Origin of the sequence: Kitasatospora sp. NPDC056184 (assembly GCF_042268405.1) — a bacterium.
In the GTDB taxonomy this organism is placed as follows: domain Bacteria; phylum Actinomycetota; class Actinomycetes; order Streptomycetales; family Streptomycetaceae; genus Kitasatospora.
Genome location: NZ_JBHJUI010000016.1, coordinates 116,024 through 139,433, shown reverse-complemented (window position 1 = coordinate 139,433; position 23,410 = coordinate 116,024). Strand labels below are relative to the sequence as shown.

Annotated in this window: 17 protein-coding genes and 1 riboswitch; of the genes, 8 read left to right on the top strand and 9 right to left on the bottom strand. The window is 72.4% G+C overall.

Annotated elements, in window-relative coordinates:
* Positions 1 to 42 precede the first annotated feature (42 nt).
* From ACFC0B_RS28215 to ACFC0B_RS28200, 4 genes are all read right to left on the bottom strand, one after another.
* A complete protein-coding gene (locus tag ACFC0B_RS28215; RefSeq protein ID WP_376091624.1) occupies positions 43 to 1,827 on the bottom strand; it encodes an ABC transporter substrate-binding protein in 1,785 nt (594 codons plus the stop codon).
* 56 nt (positions 1,828 to 1,883) lie between these two features.
* On the bottom strand, positions 1,884 to 2,873 hold the full coding sequence (locus tag ACFC0B_RS28210; protein WP_376091621.1) for an ABC transporter permease: 990 nt from the start codon (positions 2,871 to 2,873) through the stop codon (positions 1,884 to 1,886).
* Positions 2,874 to 3,354: 481 nt separating this feature from the next.
* Positions 3,355 to 4,302 (bottom strand): enhanced serine sensitivity protein SseB C-terminal domain-containing protein, encoded by a 948-nt coding sequence (locus ACFC0B_RS28205; protein ID WP_376091618.1) that lies wholly within the window; start codon positions 4,300 to 4,302, stop codon positions 3,355 to 3,357.
* A 173-nt stretch (positions 4,303 to 4,475) separates the two neighbouring features.
* Entirely contained in the window at positions 4,476 to 5,279 is an 804-nt protein-coding gene (locus ACFC0B_RS28200; RefSeq protein WP_376091615.1) for an enhanced serine sensitivity protein SseB, read from the bottom strand.
* Positions 5,280 to 5,466: 187 nt separating this feature from the next.
* Positions 5,467 to 5,574, top strand: a riboswitch (glycine riboswitch).
* Between the two features lie 220 nt (positions 5,575 to 5,794).
* On the opposite strand from ACFC0B_RS28200, the gene gcvT reads away from it, so the two are divergent.
* From gcvT to ACFC0B_RS28175, 5 genes are all read left to right on the top strand, one after another.
* Positions 5,795 to 6,916, top strand: coding sequence for a glycine cleavage system aminomethyltransferase GcvT (gcvT, locus tag ACFC0B_RS28195; RefSeq protein ID WP_376091612.1), 1,122 nt, complete (start codon positions 5,795 to 5,797; stop codon positions 6,914 to 6,916).
* Positions 6,917 to 7,003: 87 nt separating this feature from the next.
* The gene (gene gcvH, locus ACFC0B_RS28190; RefSeq protein WP_376091609.1) at positions 7,004 to 7,390 is read left to right on the top strand and encodes a glycine cleavage system protein GcvH; all 387 of its coding nucleotides are present in this window, start codon (positions 7,004 to 7,006) and stop codon (positions 7,388 to 7,390) included.
* A gap of 83 nt (positions 7,391 to 7,473) precedes the next feature.
* Positions 7,474 to 8,742 (top strand): serine hydroxymethyltransferase, encoded by a 1,269-nt coding sequence (gene glyA / locus ACFC0B_RS28185; protein ID WP_376091606.1) that lies wholly within the window; start codon positions 7,474 to 7,476, stop codon positions 8,740 to 8,742.
* A gap of 188 nt (positions 8,743 to 8,930) precedes the next feature.
* On the top strand, positions 8,931 to 10,298 hold the full coding sequence (locus ACFC0B_RS28180; RefSeq protein ID WP_376091603.1) for an L-serine ammonia-lyase: 1,368 nt from the start codon (positions 8,931 to 8,933) through the stop codon (positions 10,296 to 10,298).
* Between the two features lie 178 nt (positions 10,299 to 10,476).
* Positions 10,477 to 11,055: a CAP family protein gene (locus ACFC0B_RS28175; protein ID WP_376091600.1), complete on the top strand. Its 579-nt coding sequence runs from the start codon at positions 10,477 to 10,479 to the stop codon at positions 11,053 to 11,055.
* 16 nt (positions 11,056 to 11,071) lie between these two features.
* On the opposite strand, the gene ACFC0B_RS28170 is transcribed toward ACFC0B_RS28175, so the two are convergent.
* From ACFC0B_RS28170 to ACFC0B_RS28150, 5 genes are all read right to left on the bottom strand, one after another.
* Positions 11,072 to 11,476: a VOC family protein gene (locus ACFC0B_RS28170; protein ID WP_376091720.1), complete on the bottom strand. Its 405-nt coding sequence runs from the start codon at positions 11,474 to 11,476 to the stop codon at positions 11,072 to 11,074.
* A gap of 532 nt (positions 11,477 to 12,008) precedes the next feature.
* A complete protein-coding gene (locus ACFC0B_RS28165) occupies positions 12,009 to 12,509 on the bottom strand; it encodes an ATP-binding protein (protein WP_376091597.1) in 501 nt (166 codons plus the stop codon).
* Between the two features lie 178 nt (positions 12,510 to 12,687).
* The gene (locus ACFC0B_RS28160; protein WP_376091594.1) at positions 12,688 to 13,938 is read right to left on the bottom strand and encodes an Ig-like domain-containing protein; all 1,251 of its coding nucleotides are present in this window, start codon (positions 13,936 to 13,938) and stop codon (positions 12,688 to 12,690) included.
* A 188-nt stretch (positions 13,939 to 14,126) separates the two neighbouring features.
* Positions 14,127 to 15,323 (bottom strand): Ig-like domain-containing protein, encoded by a 1,197-nt coding sequence (locus tag ACFC0B_RS28155; RefSeq protein WP_376091591.1) that lies wholly within the window; start codon positions 15,321 to 15,323, stop codon positions 14,127 to 14,129.
* Positions 15,324 to 15,584: 261 nt separating this feature from the next.
* Positions 15,585 to 16,955: an Ig-like domain-containing protein gene (locus ACFC0B_RS28150; RefSeq protein ID WP_376091588.1), complete on the bottom strand. Its 1,371-nt coding sequence runs from the start codon at positions 16,953 to 16,955 to the stop codon at positions 15,585 to 15,587.
* A gap of 421 nt (positions 16,956 to 17,376) precedes the next feature.
* Here ACFC0B_RS28150 and glgX point away from each other — a divergent pair, with 421 nt between their 5' ends.
* The 3 genes from glgX to ACFC0B_RS28135 all read left to right on the top strand — a co-directional run bounded on the left by glgX (position 17,377) and on the right by ACFC0B_RS28135 (position 23,403).
* The gene (gene glgX / locus ACFC0B_RS28145) at positions 17,377 to 19,617 is read left to right on the top strand and encodes a glycogen debranching protein GlgX (RefSeq protein WP_376091585.1); all 2,241 of its coding nucleotides are present in this window, start codon (positions 17,377 to 17,379) and stop codon (positions 19,615 to 19,617) included.
* 61 nt (positions 19,618 to 19,678) lie between these two features.
* On the top strand, positions 19,679 to 21,538 hold the full coding sequence (locus tag ACFC0B_RS28140) for an ABC transporter ATP-binding protein (RefSeq protein ID WP_376091582.1): 1,860 nt from the start codon (positions 19,679 to 19,681) through the stop codon (positions 21,536 to 21,538).
* Positions 21,535 to 23,403 (top strand): ABC transporter ATP-binding protein, encoded by a 1,869-nt coding sequence (locus tag ACFC0B_RS28135; protein ID WP_376091579.1) that lies wholly within the window; start codon positions 21,535 to 21,537, stop codon positions 23,401 to 23,403. Before ACFC0B_RS28140 ends, ACFC0B_RS28135 begins: the two co-directional genes overlap by 4 nt.
* Positions 23,404 to 23,410 lie beyond the last annotated feature (7 nt).

Here is a 23,410-nt window from a genome sequence, read left to right as displayed (position 1 = left end):
GCCGCTGCCTTCACCTGCCTTCAGGGATGCGGAGCCAGGCTCTTACTTGGTGGTGCCGATGTTCAGGTAGTCGTACTCACCCGAGAAGGCCGGCGTGGACACGAGGTTGGTGGCGTTGTCCGGGCGGTACAGGAAGACCTTGAAGTCGGTCAGCGGGACGTAGACCGCCTGCTCCATGACCTTCTTGTCGATGTCGCCGTAGATCTTCTCGCGGGCCGCCCGGTCCGGGTTGGTGGCGGCGTCGTCGAGCAGCTTGTTGATCGCCGGGTCGTTCAGCGAGGGCAGGTTGCTGTTGCCGGAGGCCTTGATCGCGCGGCCGTCGACGATCTGCTGCAGGAAGCCGTAGCCGGTCGGCCAGTCGGCGCCCCACTGCATCATCATCAGGCCGATGTTGTGCTCCTTGGCGAAGGCCGGGGCACCGGCGCTGTCGGCCAGGTACTTGCCCTGCGGGAACTGCTGGATCTCGGCGTTGATGCCGACCTTCTTCAGCGCGGCCTGGATCGAGGTGGCGGCGGCGACCTCGGTGGCGCGCTCGGTGCGGGCGGAGAGCACGGTGGTGATGCTGTCCTTGCCGCAGGCCTTCAGGGCCTCCTTGGCCTTGGCCTCGTCGCCCTTGTTGTCCTTGGTCTCCCACAGGTTGAAGTCCTGGTGGCCCGGGATGTCCGGCGGGAGCATGGTGTTGGCGACCTGGCCGCGGACCGGGCCGCCGAGCGAGGTCTGCACCGAGACCTTGTCGACCGCGAACTGGACGGCCTTGCGGCACTCGATGTTGTCGAACGGCGCGACCTCGGTGTTGATCGCCATGTAGACCTTGCGGCCGCCGTAGGCGTTGTCGGTGCTGGCCTTCAGCTTCGGGTTCTGCAGGATCTGCGCCTGGGTCTGCGGGTCGACACCGCCGCCCACCAGGTCGACCTGGGCGTTGCCGGCCAGCAGGTCCTTGTCGATGGTGGCCTGGTCGATGTTCATCCGCAGCACGATCTTGTCCGGCAGCTGCTTGCGGATCGGGTCGGTGGCCGGGTCCCAGTTGGTGTTCGGGACCAGGACGGCCTGCTTGCCGTCCTCGTAGGACTCGAACTTGAAGGCGCCGGAGGCGACGATCTTCTTGACGTACTCGGCGCCGGTGTCCTTGGCCTGCGGGACCGGGACGGTCTGCGGGGCGCTCACCAGGTAGTCGAAGTCCGCGAAGGCGTGCTTCAGGTGGAAGACGATCGTGGTGTCGTCCGGCGTCTCGATCGACTTCAGGTCGCCGGTCTTGTCCTTGTACGGACCCGCGTACGGCGTGCCCTCGTTGTCGACCAGCAGCTCCTTGAAGTACGTCGGGCCGTTGGAGTTGACCTCCGGCGCGAAGTTGGAGCGCTCGACGGCGTACTTGACGTCCTTCGAGGTGATCGGGGTGCCGTCGTCGTACTTCAGGCCCTTGCGCAGCTTGTACGTCCAGGTGAGGCCGTCCGGGCTGACCTGGCCGAGCGACTCGGCGAGGTCCGGGACGAGCTTGTTGCCCGCATCGCCGGCGCCCGGCTGGAAGGTGGTGAGCGGACGGCCGTAGAGGCGCGAGAAGTTGTAGATGTACGCGTAGTACGTGTTCCCCGGGTCGAGCGAGTCCGGGGTGCCCTTCATCTCGAAGGTGACCGTCCCGCCCTTCTTGTCCGAGGCGTTGACGATGCCCTTGGTGGCCGCGTTGGCCCCGGAGCCGCCGGCGGCCTCGGTGCTGCTGCCGGTGGCGGTGGACTTGGCGTCGTCGCTCTTCTTGCTCGACGAGCAGCCGGTGACGACCAGGACCGCGGCAGCGGCCATGGCGGTCAGCGCGACGGTGCGGGACCTACGCATGGGTGAGATCAACCCCTTGAGGAAGTGGTGGCTGAACGAGGGATCCTGACGCTGTGTCAGTTGCTCTTGGGATCGAGGGCGTCACGCAGCCCGTCACCGAGCAGGTTGAAGGCGAGCACGGTGAGGAAGATCGCCAGACCGGGGACCACCATGTACTGGGGGTCCACCTGGTAGTACCGGATCGCGTCCTGGAGCATCCCGCCCCAGGAGGCCTGCGGAGGCTGGATGCCGACGCCGAGGAAGCTCAGCCCGGCCTCGAAGAGGATGTTGGTCGGGATCAGCAGGGTCGAGTAGACCAGGATCGGACCGACCAGGTTGGGCAGCAGTTCCTTGAACAGGATGAACGGGCCCCGGGCGCCGAGGCTGCGGGCCGCGTAGACGAACTCGCGCTCGCGCAGCGAGAGGGTCTGTCCGCGCACGATCCGGCCGATGTAGGGCCAGTTGAAGAAGCCGATCACGAAGATCAGCACCAGGATGTGCAGCGGCAGGCCGTGCAGGCCGAACGCGCCGCCCTGCAGCGACGTGGAGATCGCGATGGCGAAGAGCAGCAGCGGGAAGGCGAGGAAGACGTCCATCACCCGGCTGATCAGGGTGTCCACCCAGCCGCCGTAGTAGCCGGCCATGATGCCGAGCACGGTACCGATGGTGTTGGACAGCACGGTCGCGCCGAAGGCGACCAGCAGGGAGACCCAGGAACCCTCGATGACGCGGGTGAGCAGGTCACGGCCCTGCAGCGGGTCGACGCCGAGCGGGTGGTCCCAGCTCATGCCGCCCCAGTCGCCGAACGGCAGGCCGCCGAGGTCGGCGTCCAGCAGGTCCTGGTGGAGGGCGTCGGGGTCGAGCCCGAAGACCGACTCGATCGGCTTGGCCAGCACGGCGAGCAGGATCAGGAGGATCACCACGATGCCGCCGGCGACGGCGGCCTTGTCCCGCTTGAAGCGGGTCCAGGCGATCCGGCCGAGGGAGCGTCCCTCGATCGTCTTGGCCGGGCTCGCGGCGGCGTCTGCCTCCGGTGCGTTGCCGGCGGTCTTGATGGGTGCGGTCATGGTCAGTTCGGTCCCCTCGCCGACGGTGGCCGGCCCACGGGTGCCGGACGCCGGGATCGGCGGCTCGGCTGGTGCGGACGTGCTTGGGTGCGGACGTGCGGAGGTGCAGGTACGGGTGCGGGGGCGTTCCCAGCGGTACGACGTGCTCAGTACTGCTGCCACGCGGGATGGGCGTCACGTGGATCATGCGGTCCGTCAGCGCGTTCGCCTTTGTGAGGCGCCAACCACGCGCGGCGGGCTGTTGCAGAACTCTCTGCCATCCGAACTGGCTTGCGCCAGCCCTGCCAACCGACAGATGCCCAACTGTGATCTGTGCGCATGCACCTCCCGGATCTTCGGCATATCCCTCTTCACACAGCTGTAACAGCCATGTCAAGATGTCTGCCACCCACTCCGCGGAGAACGTCCGGAAAAACGCCGAAACCGGCCTGACGTGACGTCAAGCCGGTTCAACGGGCGGGTATTTGGCGCGTTTGAGCGGTCAGCGACCGGGGTAGCCGGGCCATGGCTGCTGCGGCGGGGGCTGCTGCCCCGGCCAGCCCGGGGCCGGCGGCTGCGTGCCGTAGCCGAAGCCCTGCCCGTGCGCCGGACCCTGCTGCGAGGCGTACGGCGGCGGGGGCACCGGCGGGTACGGACCCGTCTGCGAACGGCCGTGCCCGGCCGCCTCGCGGTCGTAGAACGGGCGCGCGTTGGCCCGCATCCACAGGGCCACCGGGTCGTACTCGTCCGCCATCGCCACCGTCGAGACCGCGAGCCCCTCCGGCGCGACCGCGATCGCCCGCTGCATCAGCGCCCGCACCGCCTCCACCGTGGGCGGCGAACTCTCGTACAGGTCGAGGCCGATGGCGAGGTACGGTTCGCCCACCGACGGCCGCACCCAGGCCCGGCGCAGCGCCTTCACCGCGCGCACCTCGACCGCCTGCCGCTCCAGCAGCGCGAAGAACTGCTGCGCCGGCACCTGCGGTTCGCTCAGCTTCAGCGGCCCGGCCGGCAGCCGGTCCAGGCCCGCGGCGACCCGGCGCAGGTCCGCCCAGGGCACGCCCACCCCGCCGCCCGGGGCGTGCGGGTTCAGCCACAGGCCCCACCGGGTGCGGTACAGCGAGGCCGCGATCTCCCGGCCGGAGATCACCTCGTGCGCCCGCGCCCAGCCGGACGCCGCCAGCTGCTCGGGCGAGGTCACGGCCGGGGCGTACCCGTGGCCGCTGATCTCCATGTTCCCGTACTGGGCGTCCGGACTGCCCGGCGTGCCGTGCCAGAGCAGCATCCAGACCCGGCCCTCGGCGAGCGCGTGCAGCATCGTCTCGTAGGCCTCGTAACGCTCCGGCGCCACCTCGCGCAGCGCGCGCTCCAGCGCGCCCGGATCCGGGCGTCCGGTGGGCGCCTGGCCCCAGGGCCCCGGTGCACCGCCAGCTACCGATCCCGCACTCATGCGCCCACCTCGCTGCGCTTCTTCGTTCCTCGTCCGTCACCGGCGGCCCGGCGGCCGTCAGCACGCACCCTATGGGGCGGTTGCCGACCACCGCCACGCCGACGTGCCAGGGTCCCACCGCCACCCCGCCCGAACCCGTCCGGCGGGTGCCGGACGGACGGCCGGAGTCCGGATCAGCCCCGTCCGTAGAAGGGCGCGACCCGGGTCACCAACCAGTCGACCACCGGATCGTCCGCGAGGTCGAGCAGTACGAGGTGGACGCCGCCGGGCAGCGGCGCGGTTCCCAGCGCTCGCCCCAATGCCTCGTTCACCGCGGCCGGGTCGGCCGGGGCCAGCGGGTCCAGCTGGACGCCGACGAACATCACGGTCGGCTCGCCCTCGACGCTCGCCAGCGCCCGCCGCGCGGTCAGTACTCCCGGCAGCGCCGCGAGTTCCCCGCGGCAGGCGGCCAGGAACGCCTCCGGGTCCTCCCCCGGCACCGGCTCGCGCAGCGCCACCCGGCCGCCGCCGGGGGCGTCCGGCGCGTCCTGGGCGGCGTCCCAGCGCTCCTCGCGCGGCCCGCGGCGCAGCTCGGCCACACCCTCCGGCGGCACCGGGATGCCCACCGCCGCCTCCGGGTTGACCGCGATGCCCACGCCCAGCGGCAGACCCCGGGCGAACTCCCAGACCGGCGCGACCGCGAACGGCATCCCCGGCGCCTGCTGGAGGAACACCTCCTGCGAGGAGAACACCGGGACATAGGGGTCGCCGGCCAGTTCGACGACCGGCAGGTCCAGCGACTGCCCCTGCGGGTCGCCGCCCGACGGCAGCGGGATCCACACCTGGCTGCGCGCCAGCACCTCGACCACCCGCGGGGTCGCGCCCGGGTCGCCGAGCGCGGCGGTGAGCACCTGCTCCAGCTCGTTGGCCGGCCACCCGCCGCCCGGCGGCGCCGAATCCGCCCCGCCCCACCCCTGCTGCTCCACCGGGTACCCCATGCGCCGCCGTACCGCCCTCTGCTCGCCGATGCCCGCAGCCTAGCGTTCCGGCGCCGCGCCCGCCCCGCCCCGGGCCGCCGGGCCCGACGTGACGCAGCCCCCTCTCCCCTCATTCCCGCGGACGTGCCATGATGTGGCCGTCTGCGGTGGCATCCACCCAGGCCCCGCCAACTCCATACCGGCCGCTCGAACCCGCGCGGGAGAGTCCGGAGCGCCCCCGTCCAGGAGGCGCAGCCGGCGCCGAAGGAGCAAGTCCTCCCCGGAATCTCTCAGGCACCCCTACCGCACGGGTTAGGCACATCTGGAAAGCGGCGCACGGCCCTGCCGTCCGCCCACCCACGGTGCAAGCCGCCATGCTGTTCCCCTACAGGGCAGTGGACGGTGAAGCTCTCAGGTTCGACGACAGATGGGGAGACCCAGCCGCCGCATGCCCGCGTGCAGGGTCCGCCGCCCCCGAAGCAGGGCCGGTCCCGGCGCGCGCACCCCTGAGTGCCCCGACCGAGGAGTTCCTGGCCATGTCGTCCCCCCGCCTCACCGCGCTCGACGCGCTGCACCGCGCCCTGGGCGCCACCATGACCGACTTCGCCGGCTGGGACATGCCGCTGCGCTACGGCAGCGAGCGCGAGGAGCACCTCGCCGTCCGCACCAAGGCGGGCCTGTTCGACCTCTCCCACATGGGCGAGATCACCGTCACCGGCCCGCAGGCCGGGGAGATGCTGGACCACGCCCTGGTCGGCTTCGTCTCCGCGCTGGGCGTGCTGCGCGCCCGCTACACCATGATCTGCGCCGAGGACGGCGGCATCCTGGACGACCTGATCGTCTACCGCCTGCGCGAGGACGCCTTCCTGGTCGTCGCCAACGCCTCCAACGCCCAGCTGGTGCTGGACGAGCTGATCGCCCGTGCCAAGGGCTACAACGCCGTCGTCTCCGACGACCGCGACGCCTACGCGCTGATCGCCGTCCAGGGCCCGGAGTCCACCGCGATCCTGGCCGGCACCACCGAGGCCGACCTGGCCGGCCTGAAGTACTACGCGATCCTCCCGGCCCAGGTGGACGGCCGCGACGTGCTGCTCGCCCGCACCGGCTACACCGGCGAGGACGGCTTCGAGATCTTCTGCAACCCGGGCGACGCCGAGCAGATCTGGCAGGCGCTGACCGAGGCCGGCGCCGACCGCGGCCTGATCCCCTGCGGCCTGTCCTGCCGCGACACGCTGCGCCTGGAGGCCGGCATGCCGCTGTACGGCCACGAGCTGTCCACCGACCTGACCCCGTTCGACGCGGGCCTGGGCCGGGTCGTCCGCTTCGACAAGACCACCAACGAGGGCGCCTTCGTCGGCCGCAAGGCCCTGGAGCGGGCCGCCGCCGAGGCCGAGGCCAACCCGCCGCGGGTGCTGGTCGGCCTGGTCTCCGAGGGCAAGCGCGTGCCGCGCGCCGAGTACACCGTGGTCTCCACCGACGGCGAGCCGATCGGCCGGATCACCTCCGGCGCGCCCTCCCCCACCCTGGAGAAGCCGATCGCGATGGCCTACGTGGACGCGGCCCACGCCGCCCCCGGCTCCACCGTCGCGGTGGACGTGCGCGGCAAGCACGAGCCGGTCCAGGTCGTGGCGCTGCCGTTCTACAAGCGCGCCCGCTGACACCCTCCCCCGCTGTTTCCCACGCGAGGCACGTCCGCGCGCCGGGCCGCTTCGCCGTACCCGCTTCCCATCCTGGAGAATGACGCCATGAGCACCAACCCCCAGCACCTGCAGTACACCGAGGAGCACGAGTGGCTGACCGCCGCCGACGCCGACGGTGTGTCCACGATCGGCATCACCCAGCACGCCGCCGACGCCCTCGGTGACATCGTCTACGTCGAGCTCCCCGAGGTCGGCGCCACCGTGACCGCCGGCGAGACCTGTGGCGAGCTGGAGTCGACCAAGTCGGTCAGCGACCTGTTCTCCCCGGTCACCGGTGAGGTCACCGAGGTCAACGAGGACGTCAAGAACGACAACGCCCTGGTCAACGGCGAGCCGTTCGAGGGTGGCTGGCTGTTCAAGGTCCGCGTCGAGTCGACCGGCCCGGTCCTGACCGCCGACGAGTACACCGCGCTCACCAACCCCTCGGCCTGAGCCACCGCCGGGGCGGCCGCCGCACCGCGGCCGCCCCGGGCACGCCGGCCCTCCTCCCTCTCTCCTCCCGGGAAGACCCCACCATGACGGTTCTGAACCAGTCCCTGCACGCCCTCGACCCGGAGATCGCCGCCGCGGTCGACGCCGAGCTGCACCGCCAGCAGACCACCCTGGAGATGATCGCCTCCGAGAACTTCGCCCCGGTGGCGGTCATGGAGGCCCAGGGCTCGGTGCTGACCAACAAGTACGCCGAGGGCTACCCCGGCCGCCGCTACTACGGCGGCTGCGAGCACGTCGACGTGGTCGAGCAGATCGCGATCGACCGGATCAAGGCCCTGTTCGGCGCCGAGCACGCCAACGTCCAGCCGCACTCCGGCGCGCAGGCCAACGCCGCCGCGATGTTCGCGCTGATCAAGCCGGGCGACACCATCCTGGGCCTGAACCTGGCCCACGGCGGTCACCTGACCCACGGCATGAAGATCAACTTCTCCGGCAAGCTCTACAACGTGGTGCCGTACCACGTGAACGACAAGAGCGGCCAGGTCGACATGGAGGAGGTCGAGCGCCTCGCCAAGGAGCACCGGCCGCAGCTGATCATCGCCGGCTGGTCCGCCTACCCGCGCCAGCTCGACTTCGCCGAGTTCCGCCGGATCGCCGACGAGACCGGCGCGCTGCTGATGGTCGACATGGCCCACTTCGCCGGCCTGGTCGCCGCGGGCCTGCACCCCAACCCGGTGCCGTTCGCGGACGTGGTCACCACCACCACCCACAAGACCCTGGGCGGCCCGCGCGGCGGCGTGATCCTCTCCAAGGCCGAGCACGCCAAGAAGATCAACTCCGCGGTCTTCCCCGGCCAGCAGGGCGGCCCGCTGGAGCACGTCATCGCCGGCAAGGCCGTCGCCTTCAAGGTCGCCGCCTCGGAGGAGTTCAAGGAGCGCCAGCAGCGCACCCTGGACGGCGCCCGGATCCTGGCCGAGCGCCTGCTGCAGGACGACGTCACCGAGGCCGGCGTCTCCGTGCTGTCCGGCGGCACCGACGTCCACCTCGTCCTGGTCGACCTGCGCAACAGCCAGCTCGACGGCCAGCAGGCCGAGGACCGCCTGCACGAGGTCGGCATCACGGTCAACCGCAACGCCGTCCCGAACGACCCGCGCCCGCCGATGGTCACCTCCGGCCTGCGGATCGGCACCCCGGCGCTCGCCACCCGCGGCTTCGGGGCCGAGGACTTCCGCGAGGTCGCCGACATCATCGCCGAGGCCCTGAAGCCGGCCTTCGACGAGGGCACCGCCGAGGCGCTCAAGGCCCGGGTCACCGCCCTGGCCGAGAAGTACCCGCTCTACCCGAACCTGTAAGTCCCGCCGTTCGGCTGCGGGTGACCGGGCTCACCCCGCCCGGACACCGGGGATTCCGGGGCACCGCGCACACTGGAGAGTGCACGCGGTGCCCCGTCCCGTGTCAGCCGCCCGACCGCCCCTTCCGCCACCGCCGTCCTCCCCTCCCTGCCGGCACCACCCACGAGACCAGACAAGGACGTCCCTCCGTGGCCATCAGCGTCTTCGACCTCTTCTCCATCGGCATCGGTCCGTCCAGCTCCCACACCGTCGGCCCGATGCGCGCCGCCCGGATGTTCGCCCGCCGACTGAAGTCGGACGGCCTGCTGGCCGAGGTGACGGCCGTCCGCGCCGAGCTGTACGGCTCACTGGGCGCCACCGGCCACGGCCACGGCACCCCCAAGGCGGTGCTGCTGGGCCTGGAGAACGCCTCCCCCCGCACCGTCGACGTCGACCAGGCCGACCGCGACGTCGAGCGGATCACCGCAGAGAAGCGGATCCACCTGCTCGGCGTCCACGCCATCGACTTCGACCCCGACACCCAGCTGGTGCTGCACCGGCGCCGCTCGCTGCCGTACCACGCCAACGGCATGACGCTGTGGGCGTACCGGGCCGACGGCTCCACCGTGCTGGAGAAGACCTACTACTCGGTCGGCGGCGGCTTCGTCGTCGACGAGGACGCGATCGGCGCGGACCGGGTCAAGCCCGACGACACCGCGCTGAAGTACCCCTTCCGCACCGGCGAGGAGCTGCTCCGGCTCACCCGGGAGACCGGCCTGTCGATCTCCGGCCTGATGCTGGAGAACGAGAAGGCCTGGCGCACCGAGGAGGAGATCCGCGCCGGGCTGCTGGAGATCTGGCGGGTCATGCAGGAGTGCGTCCGGGCCGGCATGTCCCGCGAGGGCATACTCCCCGGCGGCCTCAAGGTCCGCCGCCGTGCCGCCGCGGCCGCCCGCGCGCTGCGCGCCGAGGGCATCGGCCCGGCCAACGCCATGGAGTGGGTGACCCTCTACGCGATGGCGGTCAACGAGGAGAACGCCTCCGGCCGCCGGGTGGTCACCGCCCCGACCAACGGCGCGGCCGGCATCATCCCCGCCGTCCTGCACTACTACCTGAACTTCATCCCGGGCGCCGACGAGGACGGCATCGTCCGCTTCCTGCTCGCCGCGGGCGCCATCGGCATGCTCTTCAAGGAGAACGCCTCCATCTCCGGCGCCGAGGTCGGCTGCCAGGGCGAGGTCGGCTCGGCCTGCTCGATGGCCGCCGGCGGTCTCGCCGAGGTCCTCGGCGGCAGCCCGGAGCAGGTCGAGAACGCCGCCGAGATCGGCATCGAGCACAACCTCGGCCTCACCTGCGACCCGGTCGGCGGCCTGGTCCAGATCCCCTGCATCGAGCGCAACGGCATGGCCTCGGTCAAGGCCGTCACCGCCGCCCGGATGGCCCTGCGCGGCGACGGCCGCCACCACGTCTCCCTCGACAAGGCGATCAAGACCATGAAGGAGACCGGCGCCGACATGAAGATCAAGTACAAGGAGACCTCGCGCGGCGGCCTCGCCGTCAACGTCATCGAGTGCTGACGGCGCACCCGGCAACGCCCTCGCCGCTTCCCCGCTGTACGGCCGCGTGCCGTGCGGCCGCATGCCGGACGGCCGCGCGCTCACTCGGCCGGGTGAACCGCTCCGCATCCGGCCCGTCCGGGGTTCCGGTGGCTGCCATCGTGGCGGAACACCACCACCACGAGCCCCCGGAGCGCGGATGAAGCACACCCGAAACGGTGTCCGCACCCTCACCACCCTGCTGCTGGCCGCCGTCCTGGCCGCGGCCGCCACCACCCCGGCCGCGGCCCGCGCCGCGCTGCCGGACGCCACCGACGCCGCCTTCACCGACGACTGCCTGCGCGCCCACAACGAGTACCGCGCCCGGCACGGCGTCCCCGCGCTGACCCCGGACCCCGCCGTCCAGGAGCACGCCAGGACCCGCGCCGCCCGCCTGTCGACCTCCGAGCGCCTCTCCGGCGGCCACGCCGGCCTCGACCCCGCGTACGGCGAGAACCAGTCCTGGTTCGGCTCCACCGCCCCCGGCCCGGCCACCTGCCGCCGGGCCGTCGACACCTGGTACGCGCAGGCCGGGAACTACGACTACGGCAAGCCCGGCTACTCCACCGCCACCGGCCTGTTCACCCAGCTGGTCTGGAAGTCCTCCACCCGCCTCGGCTGCGCCCGCGCCCACGGCCGCGGCGACACCTGGTACGAGACCTACGTCGTCTGCGACTACGGCCCGCCGGGCAACGTCGCCCCCGAGTACGCCGAGAACGTCCTGCCCCCGCGCGGCTGAGCGCCGCCGCGGCCCGTCAGCCGGCGGGCAGGCGGCGGTGGAGCTCCTCGGCCGAGAGGTCCTCCAGGTGGGTCAGGAAGATCCACACGTGGCCCGAGGGGTCCTTGAGGACGGCGGTGCGGTCGCCGTGGAACATGTCGGTCGGCGGCTGGAGGACGTCCGCGCCGGCCGCCTCGGCCCGCGCGGCGAGGGCGTCGACGTCCGGCACGTAGACGTGCAGGGCGACGCTCGTGCCGCCGAGCGCGGACGGGGCGGTGAACGGCGCCCCGTCCGCTCCGCCGTCCCCGAGCATCAGCACGGACCGCCCGATGCTGATCTCCGCGTGCAGCACCCCGCCCCCGGGCGCGTCGATCCGGATGTCCTCGCGGGCCCCGAAGGCCCGCACGTAGAAGTCGATCGCCGCCGCGGCGTCGCCGACCATGATGTGCGGGACGACGGCGTAGCGGTAGCGGTCGGGAACGACGCTGTCAGCGGTGGTCACGGCGAATCCCCCTCGATGGGCGCCGCCGGCCGATCACCGGCGGTCGGGGGACGACCCTAGGAGCTGAAGCCGACTTCAGGTCAAGGGCGGATCACCGAGGACGGCGGCCGCCGGCTCCCCGGCCCGGGCGCACCGTTCCCGGAGGCCACATAGTGTCGATCATGAATAATCTCAGGCGCTGGCGTGAACCTATGCAAATTCCCAAGGTGAACTAAGTTACAAACCTTGAAATCGAAGCCACCTGGTTTGCCCACATGCTGAGATCCATGCGATAGTCGAGATGTCCGAGGGCGGACGCCGGCAACTGGCACGCGCCCTCGGCGACGATGACTTCGGCCGGCCCGACCTGGCACGGCCGACGCCCATCGCGCGGCACGCACCCCCTTGGCCGGCGCGATGACCTGCAGGGGCCCCCAGCCGCCGGACCACGGCGAAGTCGGGGGCCCCGCGTGTTTTCCCGGAGCGGACGGGCTCAGACCGCCCGCTCGCGGACCTTCAGCTCGAACCAGACGCCCTTGCCGCGCGGCAGCAGGTCGGCGCCCCAGCGGTCCGCCAGGTCGTCGACCACCTGCAGCCCGCGCCCGCGCTCGGTGGCCGGCAGCGGCTCCGCCACGATCATGCACGGCAGCGCCCGCGAGGAGTCCCGCACCTCCACCCTGACCCAGCCCGGCTTGCGCGCCACGTGCAGTCCGATCGTCCGGCCGGCCGCGTGCCGCAGCGCATTGGCGACGAGTTCGCTGGTGAGTAACTCGCCGACCTCCAGGTGCTGGTGCAGGTCCCAGTTCTCCAGGGCCGCGAGCACCAGCCTGCGCGCCAACGGGCCGGTCGCCGGCCGGGACGGCAGCCGCACCTCGCGCGGCGCGTCCCGGTCGCACAGCTTTCCGACGTACAACTGCTCCAGCTCCTCGGAGCTGAGCCGTTCCAGGGCCGCGAGGGCGTCCCGGAACGGTGCCCGCGACACGTCAGCGACCAAGCTGGATCCCGGAAGTGATGACTGATCTGTTTCGCCCCAACCCGCCATGCGGACCATCATTGCGGAACGCAAGCGGCCGCGTACGGACAATGAGCAAACGATCACTGGGTGTTTCGGCATATGCCGCGTGCAACCCGAACCCGCGTTCGGGCAGGTCCGGGCCACGGGGCGGCGCGTGCTACCAGGCGCTCCAGTCGAGGTTCCAGCCGCTGAGGCCGTTGTCCGGCGCGACCTGGCCGCGCGTGGAGTTCTGCACGGTCACGACGTCCCCGATGAGCGAGCCGTCGTAGAACGTGCCCGCCGAGGTCCCCGAGCCGCCGCCCTTGACGTCCTTCAGGCCCACGCAGCCGTGGCTGACGTTGTCCTCGCCGAAGGCGTTGCTCCAGTAGTTGCCGTGCACGTAGGTGCCCGAGTCGGTGAGCCGCATGGAGTGCGGCACCTGGAGGTCGTAGGGCTCGCCGGTCATCCCGGGCAGGGTGCTGGACTGCATCCGCACCACGCCCTCCTTCGACATGACGACCATGGTGCCGTTCCAGGTCGGGTGCTCCGGCGAGCCGGAGGTGATCTCGACGACCGAGCTCCGACCGCTCTGGACCACCGTCATCTCGTGCGTCTTGGCGTCAACCGTCGAAATCTGGGATCGCCCGATAGTGAAGGGCTCGTCCCGGTCGACTCCCCCGTAGACGCCCGGGGCGATCTCCACGCTCTTCAGCCGGTACTGGACGGTGACCTTCGTCCCCGGGGCCCAGTACTTCTCGGGGCGGAAGTCCAGCCGACGGCTGCCGAACCAGTGGCCCTTCACCGCCGTGCCGTCGCTGGTCATGAAGGTGATGCCCTTGGCCACCGCCTCCTTGTTCTTCACGTCCTTGTCGAAGGAGACCGAGACGATCATGCCCACGCCGTAGGTGGCGCCGTCCTCGATGTTGTCGCTCGCCTTCGCCTCGCGCTCGGGCGTGAGCGTGGTGAAGCTGCTGTCCGCCGAGGCGACCACGCCGCCGGAGTCCGCCGCCAGCGCGCTCACCTGGTAGGCGGTGCCGACCGCGAGCGGGCCGGACGGGCTCCAGCTCGACCCGTCGGCGGCGATCGCGCCGGCCACCTCCTGGCCGGCCCTGTCGCTCACCTTGACGGTGGTGAGCCTGCCGCCGGAGACCGCGACCTTGAGGGTGCCGTCCGGGGCGACGTCCACCGCGCCGGTCTTCGGCTGGATGTCCACCACGGCCTGCGACACCTTGGGCGCGGCACTCGCGGCGGGCGCGCCCGGCGACGCCGCCGCCGCTGGGGCCGACGCCGACGGGGCCCCCGCGGCCCCGCCCGCGCCCAGCTCCGCCTTGGCCGCGCCCCCGTTCCCGCCGCCCCCGCCGCAGGCGCTGGTCAGCACCAGCGCACCCCCGACCAGACCGGCCGCCACCGCCCTGCGTATCGACTTCACCGTCGACTCCCTCCCTCGTGTCCCGCTGTTCGACAGATACACGCGCCGACCACCGGAAAGGTTGCGCCGTCCGGGGCACGATCCGGGGCGCGATCCGGGGGAGAACGCGACCGGTCCGACCCCCACGCGGGAGGATCGGACCGGGCGTCGTCGTACGGTGACCGACGGTGTCTACCGACGGGTAGGGCCTACCAGTTCGCCCAGCCGATGTTCCAGCCGCTCAGGCCGTTGTCGGGGGCGACGGTCTTCTCCTTGGAGTTCTTGATGACGACGACGTCGCCGACCATCGAGTCGTTGAAGAACTTGCCCGCCACCGAGCTGTCGCTGCCGCCCTTCTCGTCCTGCATCGAGATGCAGCCGTGGCTGGCGTTGACCTTGCCGAACGGGCTCGCCCAGTAGTTGCCGTGCACGAAGGTGCCGGAGGTGGTCAGCCGCATCGCGTGCGGCACGTCCGGGATGTCGTACTCGCCGCCGAGGCCGACGGTCTGCGAGTTCATCCGGGTGACCTTCTCCTTGCTGGAGATCACCATGGTGCCGTTCCACGACGGGTTCTTCTCGTCGCCGAGGGTCACCGGCACGGTGTGGCTCGCGCCGTCCCTGGTCACCGTCATCTGGTGGGTGGACGAGTCGGCGACGGACACCTGGGAGCGGCCGATGGTGAACGGCTCGTCCTTGTCGATGTCGCCGTAGACGCCCGGGGCGATCTCGACGTTCTTCAGCCGGTACTTGATGGTGACCTTGGTGCCCGGCTCCCAGTATTTCTCGGGGCGGAAGTCCAGTCGGCGCGAGCCGAACCAGTGGCCCTTGACCGTCGTGCCGTTGCTGGTCTCGAAGGTGATGCCCTGGACGACCGCGTCCTTGTTCTTGATGTCCTTGTTGAAGACGACCGAGACGATCATGCCGACGCCGTAGGTGGCCTTGTCGGCGATGTTGTCGTTGGTGGAGACGGTCTTCGCGGGCGTCAGCGTGGTGAAGGTGGTGGTGGACGCGGCCACCAGGCCGTCGGCGTCGGTGGCCTGGGCGTTCACCTTGTACGCCATGCCGACCGCCAGCGCGGCGCTCGGCTTCCAGCCGCTGCCGTCCGGGGTGATGGCGCCGGCGACCGGCTTGCCCTCCTTGTCGGTCACCTCGACCGTGGTGAGCTTGCCGTTGGCCACGGCGACCTTGAGCGCGCCGTCGGGAGCGACGTCCTGGGCGCCGTCCTTGGGCTCGACGGTCACCACGGCGGCGGACGTCTTCGGCGCGGTCGAGGACTGGGCCGGTGCCGGGGTGCCGTTGCCGGCCTCCCCGTTGGCGCCGGCGGTCGTGGCCGCACCGCCGCCACCGGCGTTCTTGTCGTCGCCGCCGCTGCTGCAGGCCGCGGTGAGCAGCAGGACACCGCCCATCGCCAATGCCACCGCGCTCTGACGCGCGCGGCGGCGGGTGACGGTGGTACGTATTGCGGCGTCGGCCGCCCTAACCGGCTTCACGGTTTCTCCCCTCCCGGTGTTCATCCTGATGGACGCCCTGTTCGCCCGGACGGGTTGCACCGGACCGGCGATCTTTCGCACCGGTCTTCGGCGCGGCAAGCAGGATAGCTGGGCCGAACGGGTGAATCCTGGGGAGGCTGCCGGTGAACGCCGGTGAAGATCATCCGCACATGGGCGTCAGGGGGTGACGGCCGGGGCGGGGCTCGGGGTCGGGGTCACGGACGGGCTCGGGGCGGGGCCCGGGGCAGGGGTCGCGGACGGGCCCGGAGCGGAGCTCATGGACGGGCTCGCGGAAGGGCTCGGGGCGGGGCTCGCGGAAGGGCTCGCGCCGGGCTGGAGGGCGCTCCCGGCCACCCACTGCGCCCAGGGCAGGTTCCAGCCGTTCAGCCCGTTGTTCGGCGGGACGACGTCCCCGGCCGAGGCCTTCACCTCGAACACGTCGCCCGGGATCGTGTGCTCGAACAGCCAGCCCGCCGGGGTCTCGCCGCTCGACCCGCCCTTGACGTCGGCCAGGCCGATGCAGCCGTGGCTGGTGTTGGCGCTGCCGAACACCGACGAGCTGGCCCAGTAGTTGCCGTGCACGAAGGTGCCGGAGTTGGTCAGCCGCATCGCGTGCGGCACGTCCTTGATGTCGTACTCGTCGCCCATCCCGACGGTCTGCGAGTTCATCCGGGTGACCTTGTACTTCTCGGACACCACCAGGACGCCCCGGTACGTCGTGTGCCTGGCGTCCCCACCGGACACCTTGAGCGTGCGCACCGCCTTGCCGCCCTGGCCGGCCCGGACGGTGAGGGTGTGGGCGTCCAGGTCGACGGTGGACACCTGGGCCCGGCCGACGGTGAACCGGACGTCCTTGCTCTGGGTGCCGAACTCGCCCGGCGCGCCCTGCACGTCCTTGAGTCGCAGCGCGACCGAGACCCTGGTGCCCGGCGCCCAGTACTCCCGGGGGCGGAAATCCAGGCGCTGGCCGCCGAACCAGTGCGCGGCCACCTCCACCGGCGGGTCGGCGGTCACCGCGATCGCGCGCTCCACCGCGGCCCGGTCGGTGATCGGGCGGCTGAACCGCAGCGACACCGGCATGCCGACGCCCACCGTGGAGCCGTCCTCGGGGGTGAAGAAGGCGACGAAGGTGTGCGCGCGGGCCATCGTCGAGAAGTCGGTGTGCTGGGCCGCCCGCAGGCCCTGGTCGTCCTCGGCCACGGCGTCCAGGGTGAACGCGGTGGCCAGCGGCAGCGGGCCGTCCGGGGTCCAGCTGGTGCCGTCCGCGGAGAGCGAGCCGGGGACCTCGCCGCCGCGGGCGTCGGCGAGCCGGACGGAGACCAGCCGGCCCTGCGCGACCGTCACCCGGACCGGGCCCTCGGGCGGCAGGTTCTGGGCGTCGTCGGCGGGCACGGCGGTGATCGACGCCCGGGAGGCCGGCGGCGGACCGGCCGGACCACCCGTCGAGGCCGCGTCACCACTCGTGCCCCCCGCCGCGCCGCCGCCCCCGGCACACCCGGCCAGTACCGCCAGGCAGCAGCCCAGCGCCGCCAGCCGCCGTACCCACATCTCGGGGCCTCCCCCCGTCTCCGTCCACTACCTCCCACAACGAGGCCGCTCCCCACCAGGACACGCCGACACGCCATCCCCCGCCCCGGCTTTTTATGTAGACCGGTCTACAGACCTCCTGCCCCCGGGAGTGGAAAGTCGGCCCGCCCGACTTTCCACTCCCGCGCACCCCTCACCACCCCGCCCGGAGCAGGAAGTCGGACCCGCCGACTTCCTACTCCCGCGCACACCCCGGATTCTGTAGACCGGTCGACATATTCCCCCCGGGGCGGAGCGCGGGAGGCCGGGCGGGGGCGGGAGGCCGGGCGTGCGCACGGGCGCCATCTGCCGGTAAGACGGTGTTCAGCCGCTTCCGTCCGGCGCGAACAGGGAATGAGAGACCCCACGGGGTCCGGGACACCCCGTCAGGGAGGGCACCGCCATGGCGTCAGGGCAGGAGTCGGCGACCGCCGTACGCGCGCAGCCCGGCGGTGCGGTGCCGTGGCCGGGCAGCCGGCAGCCGCTCGGCGCCCGCTTCCACCCCGGCCCGGACGGCCGCCCCGGCACCAACTTCGCCCTCTGGGCCGCCGGCGCCGAGGCCGTCGACCTCTGCCTCTTCGACGACGACGGCCACGAGACCCGCCTGCGCCTCACCGAGCAGGACGCCCGGACCTGGCACGGCTTCGTCCCCGGCGTCCTCCCCGGCACCCGTTACGGCTACCGCGTGCACGGCCGCTGGGACCCGTGGACCGGCGCCCGGTGGAACCCGGCCAAGCTGCTGCTCGACCCCTACGCCCGCGCCATCGACGGCACCTACACCTCCCACGACGCCGCCTGCGCCGCCGTCCGCGGCTGGCCAGAGGCGGACGTCGCCGACACCGTCCGGGACAACCGCGACTCGGCCCCGTACGTGCCCAGATCCGTCGTCGTCCGGGACGACGACGACTGGTCCGACGACCACCGCCCCAAGACCCCCTGGGCCGAGACCGTCCTCTACGAACTGCACGTCCGCGGCTTCACCCTCCGCCACCCCGACGTCCCGCCCGCCCTGCGCGGCACCTACGCCGGCCTCGCCCACCCCGCCGCCCTCGCCCACCTCACCGGCCTCGGCGTCACCGCGGTCGAACTGCTCCCCGTCCACCAGCACGTCAGCGAGGACCACCTCCAGGCCCGCGGCCTCGTCAACTACTGGGGCTACAACACGGTCGGCTACTTCGCCCCGCACGCCGGCTACTCCGCCTCCGGCTCGCGCGGCGGCCAGGTCGGCGAGTTCAAGCGGATGGTCCGCGCCCTGCACGCCGCCGGCATCGAGGTGATCCTCGACGTCGTCTACAACCACACCGCCGAGGGCTCCGAGATGGGGCCCTCGCTGTTCCTGCGCGGCATCGACAACGCCGGCCACTACCGCCTGCCGCCCAACCGCCCGCGCGGCTACGCCGACTACACCGGCTGCGGCAACACCCTGGACACCCGCCGCCCCCAGGTGATCCGGCTGATCACCGACTCGCTGCGGTACTGGGTGCACGAGATGGGCGTGGACGGCTTCCGCTTCGACCTCGCCGCCGCCCTCACCCGCGGCGGCGGCAACGGCGGCGGCAACGACGTCACCATGGACCACCCGCTGCTCACCGCCATCGCCCAGGACCCGCTGCTCAACCGGGTGAAGCTGATCGCCGAGCCCTGGGACGTCGGCCCGGGCGGCTACCAGGTGGGCGGCTTCCCGCCACCGTGGGCCGAGTGGAACGACCGCTACCGCGACACCGTGCGCGACTTCTGGCGCGGCGCCCGCCCCGACGTCCGGGAACTCGGCTACCGCCTCTCCGGCTCCTCCGACCTCTACCAGCACGCCGGACGGCGCCCGTACGCCTCCGTCAACTACGTGACCGCGCACGACGGCTTCACCCTGCGCGACCTCGTCTCCTACGACCGCAAGCACAACGAGGCCAACGGCGAGGCCAACCGGGACGGCACCGACGACAACCGCTCGTGGAACCACGGCGCCGAGGGCGAGCGCGCGGACCCCGCCGTCACCGCCCTGCGCCGCCGCCAGCTGCGCAACCTGACCGCCACCCTGCTGCTCTCCGCCGGCGTCCCGATGCTCACCGCCGGGGACGAGTTCGGCCGCACCCAGGGCGGCAACAACAACGCCTACTGCCAGGACAACGAGGTCAGCTGGCTGGACTGGTCGCTGCTCGACGACCCCGCCTGGCGCGGCCTGTCCGCGTTCACCGCCGGGCTGGTCCGGCTCCGCCGCCGCCACCCCGTGCTGCGGCAGCGGGCCTTCTTCTCCGGCCGCGCCGCCGCCCCGGGCGGGCGCCCCGACCTCGCCTGGTTCACCCCGCTCGGCCGGGAGATGACCGAGGCCGACTGGTTCGCGCCGACCGCGGCCCTCGGCATGCTGCTGTCCGGCACCGCGATGTCCGAACGCGACGCGTGCGGCCGCCCGCTGCTGGACGACAGCTTCCTGCTGCTGCTCAACGCCGGACCGCGGCCGCTCCCCTTCACCCTGCCCGGCGCACCCTGGGCCGCCGACGGCACCGGGTACGAGACGGTCGTCGACACGGCCGCCGAGGACGGCACCGGCCCCACCGGACGGCACCTCCCCCAGCACACCCTCCTGCTCGACGGACGCTCGCTGCGCCTCCTCCGCACCGCCCTTCCCGGCGTGTCGGCTGGCCGGTAATCGACGACAGGTCCGAAAAACCGGATGAGAAATGACGGGCACCCGGCCTACCCTCACCGCGATGTCCGAGAACCAGGCCCCCGACGCCACACCCGACTCCGCACCGCCCGCCCCCCGCCGGTCGACGGTGCGCTCGCTGCTGCGCCTGTGGCCGTACGTCCGCCCGATCCGCACCCGGCTGGCCGTCTCGGTGACCGCCGCCCTGGTCGCCGCGCTCAGCACGCTGATCGTGCCGACCGTCCTCGGCCGCATCGTCGACGGCCCGATCGCCGACCGCGACCTCGACGGCCTCTGGCAGCCGGCCGTCCTGCTGGTCCTGCTCGGCCTCGCCGAGGCCGCCCTCTTCTACACCCGCCGCGTGGTGCTGGCCCGGCCGCTGGCCGGGGTCGAGACGGCGATGCGCGGCGACCTCTTCGCCAAGCTGCAGCGGCTGCCGGTCTCCTTCCACGACCGCTGGGGATCCGGCCAGCTGCTCTCGCGCGCGACCTCCGACATGTACACCATGCGGCTGTTCCTGGCCTTCCCGCTGGTCTTCCTCATCGTCAACACGGTGACCTTCCTGGCCGGCACCGCCCTGATGTTCACCCAGGACTGGCGGCTCGCCCTGATCGCGCTCGGCCCGGCCGTCCCGCTGTTCGTGCTCACCCGCCGCTTCGAGGCCGGCTACTCGGGCGCCTCCCGCCTGGCGCAGGACCAGAACGGCGACCTCGCCACCGTCGTCGAGGAGTCCGTCCTCGGGATCCGGATCCTCAAGGCCTTCGGCCGCCACCGCTCGATGGCGGAACGGTTCCGCGAACGCTCGCACGACCTGCGCCGCACCGAGCTCAAGAAGGCCGGTCTGCTCGCCAACCTCTGGGCGGTCATCGTCGGCCTGCCCGAGCTCGCCCTCGGCTGCGCTCTCGCGGCCGGCGCCTACCTGGTCGCGCACGACGAGCTGAGCGCCGGCACCCTGGTCGCCTTCCTCTCCACCGCGCTCGCGCTGCGCTGGCCGGTCGAGTCGCTGGGCTGGCTGCTGGCCTACGCCAACGAGGCCGCCACCGCCACCGACCGCTTCTTCGAGGTGCTGGACGAGCCCGACGCGGAGAACCCGGAGACCGCGGACAGCCCGGAGCACACCGGGAACGCCGGGAACACCGCGGGCGCCGGGAACACCGGGGGCCCCGACGGCATCCGGCTCACCGGCGTCCGCTTCCGCTACCCGGACGCCCCCGCCGACACCCCTGACCTGCTCCGCGGCATCGACCTGCACATCCGCAGCGGCGAGACGATGGCCCTGGTCGGCGCCACCGGCAGCGGCAAGACCACCCTGACCGCCCTGCTCCCCCGCCTCTACGAGGCCACCGGCGGCACCATCACCCTCGACGGCCGGGACATCCGCGCGCTGGACCGCTCCCGGCTGCGCGAACTGGTCGCGGTCGCCTTCGAGGAGCCCACCCTGTTCTCCGCCACCGTCCGGGAGAACGTGCTGATGGGCGCCCCCGGCGCGGGCGACGACCGGCTGCACGCCGCGCTCGCCACCGCCCAGGCCGGCTTCGTCGAGAGCCTGCCCGAGGGCGCCGCCACCGAGGTCGGCGAGCAGGGCCTGAGCCTGTCCGGCGGCCAGCGCCAACGGCTCGCACTGGCCCGCGCGGTGGTCGGCGACCCGGCCTTCCTGGTGCTCGACGACCCGCTCTCCGCGCTGGACGTGCACACCGAGGCGCTGGTCGAACGCGCCCTGCGCCAGGTCCTCGCGTCCACCACCGCCCTGGTGGTCGCCCACCGCCCGAGCACCGTGCTGCTCGCCGACCGGGTCGCCGTCCTCGCCGACGGCCGGATCTCGGCGGTCGGCACCCACCAGGAACTGCTGCACCGCTCGGCGCACTACCGGGCACTGATGTCGGGCGAGGCCGCCCTCGTCCCCGAGGGGAGCACCGCCCGATGACCACCACCGTCGAACCCGCCGACGCCCGCACGAAGGACTCCCGGACAGCACCGGCCCGACCGGTCGAGGAGGAGCTGCCGCCCCCGCCGGCCGACGAGGAGGACATCCCCGTCCCACCCGGCGCGCCCCGCGCCCTGCTGCGCGCGCTGCTCGGCCCGCACCGGGGCCGGGTCGCCACCGCCATGGCGGTGATCCTGCTCCAGCAGGCCGCCCTGCAGGCCGGACCGCTGCTGGTCGCCTTCGCGATGGACCGCGGCATCCCGGCCCTGCGCGAGGACGACGCCGGCCCGCTGATCGCGGTGGTCGTCGCCTACCTGGGCTGCGCGCTGATCGGCACGCTGCTCCAGTGGTCGTTCATCAAGATCAGCGCCCGGGTCAACCAGGACATCCTGCTGGAGCTGCGCGGCCGGATCTTCCGGCACGCCCAGCGGCTCAGCCTGGACTTCCACGAGCGGTACACCTCGGGGCGGATCATCTCGCGCGCCACCAGCGACGTGGACGCGCTGCGCGAGCTGCTCTCCGAGGGGCTCCAGGAACTGCTGACGGTCTTCCTGTCGGTCTGCTCCATCTCGGTGATCCTGCTGGTGCTGGACTGGCGGCTCGGCCTGGCCTCGCTGGCCGCCTTCCTGCCGCTGTGGCTGATCGCCCGCTCGTTCCGGCGCCGCTCGCGCCTGGTCTACCGGCGCTCGCGCACCTCGGCGGCCTCGCTGATCGTCCGCTTCACCGAGACCATGAACGGCATCCGCCCGGTGAAGGCCTTCCGCCGCGAGCGGACCAACGACGCCGCGTTCGGCGTGGTGAACCGGCAGTCGGCCGCCGCCACCGCGGACGGCCTGCTGGAGATCGCCCGGTACGTCGGCCTCTCCCGCTCGACGGCCAACCTGTGGACCACCGCGGTGCTGCTGTTCGGCGCCTACCTGGTCACCGACGGCTCGGTCGAGCTGGGCGTGCTGACCGCCTTCGTGCTCTACCTGCGCCGGCTGTTCGACCCGATCGACCAGCTGGCGATGTTCCTCAACAGCTACCAGTCGGCCGCCGCCGCCCTGGAGAAGATCGCCGGCCTGCTCGCGCACGAGCCGACGGTCGCCGAGCCCGCGGAGCCGAAGGAGCTCCCGGCCGTCGGCACCGAGGGCAGGGCGGTCCACTTCGAGAAGACCCGGTTCGCCTACCGCACCGGCAAGGAGGTGCTGCCGCCCTTCGACCTGGTGCTGCCGGCCGGGCAGACCGTCGCCGTGGTGGGGGCGACCGGGGCCGGGAAGTCGACGGTGGCCAAGCTGCTCGCGCGGTTCTACGACCCGACCGACGGCCGGATCACCCTGGACGGCGTGGACCTGCGCGACCTGGCCGGGCCGGAGCTGCGGCGCGGGGTGGTGATGGTGACCCAGGAGTCCTTCCTGTTCTCCGGCACGGTCGCCGAGAACATCGCGATCGGCCGCCCGGGCGCCGACCGCGCCGAGGTCGAGGCGGCCGCCCGGGCGATCGGCGCGCACGACTTCATCGCCGAGCTGCCGGACGGCTACGACACCGACGTGCGCAAGCGCGGCGGACGGATCTCGGCCGGCCAGCGCCAGCTGGTGGCCTTCGCCCGCGCGCTGCTCGCCGACCCGGCGGTGCTGATCCTGGACGAGGCCACCAGTTCGCTGGACGTGCCCGGCGAGCAGGCGGTGCAGCGGGCGATGCGCACGGTGCTGGCCGGCCGGACGGCCGTGATCATCGCCCACCGCCTCTCCACCGTGGAGATCGCGGACCGGGTGCTGGTGATGGACCAGGGCCGGATCGTCGAGGACGGCACCCCGCGCGAGCTGATCGACGGGGCCGGACGCTTCGCCCAGCTGCACCAGGCCTGGCGGGACAGCCTGGTCTGAGGCCGGC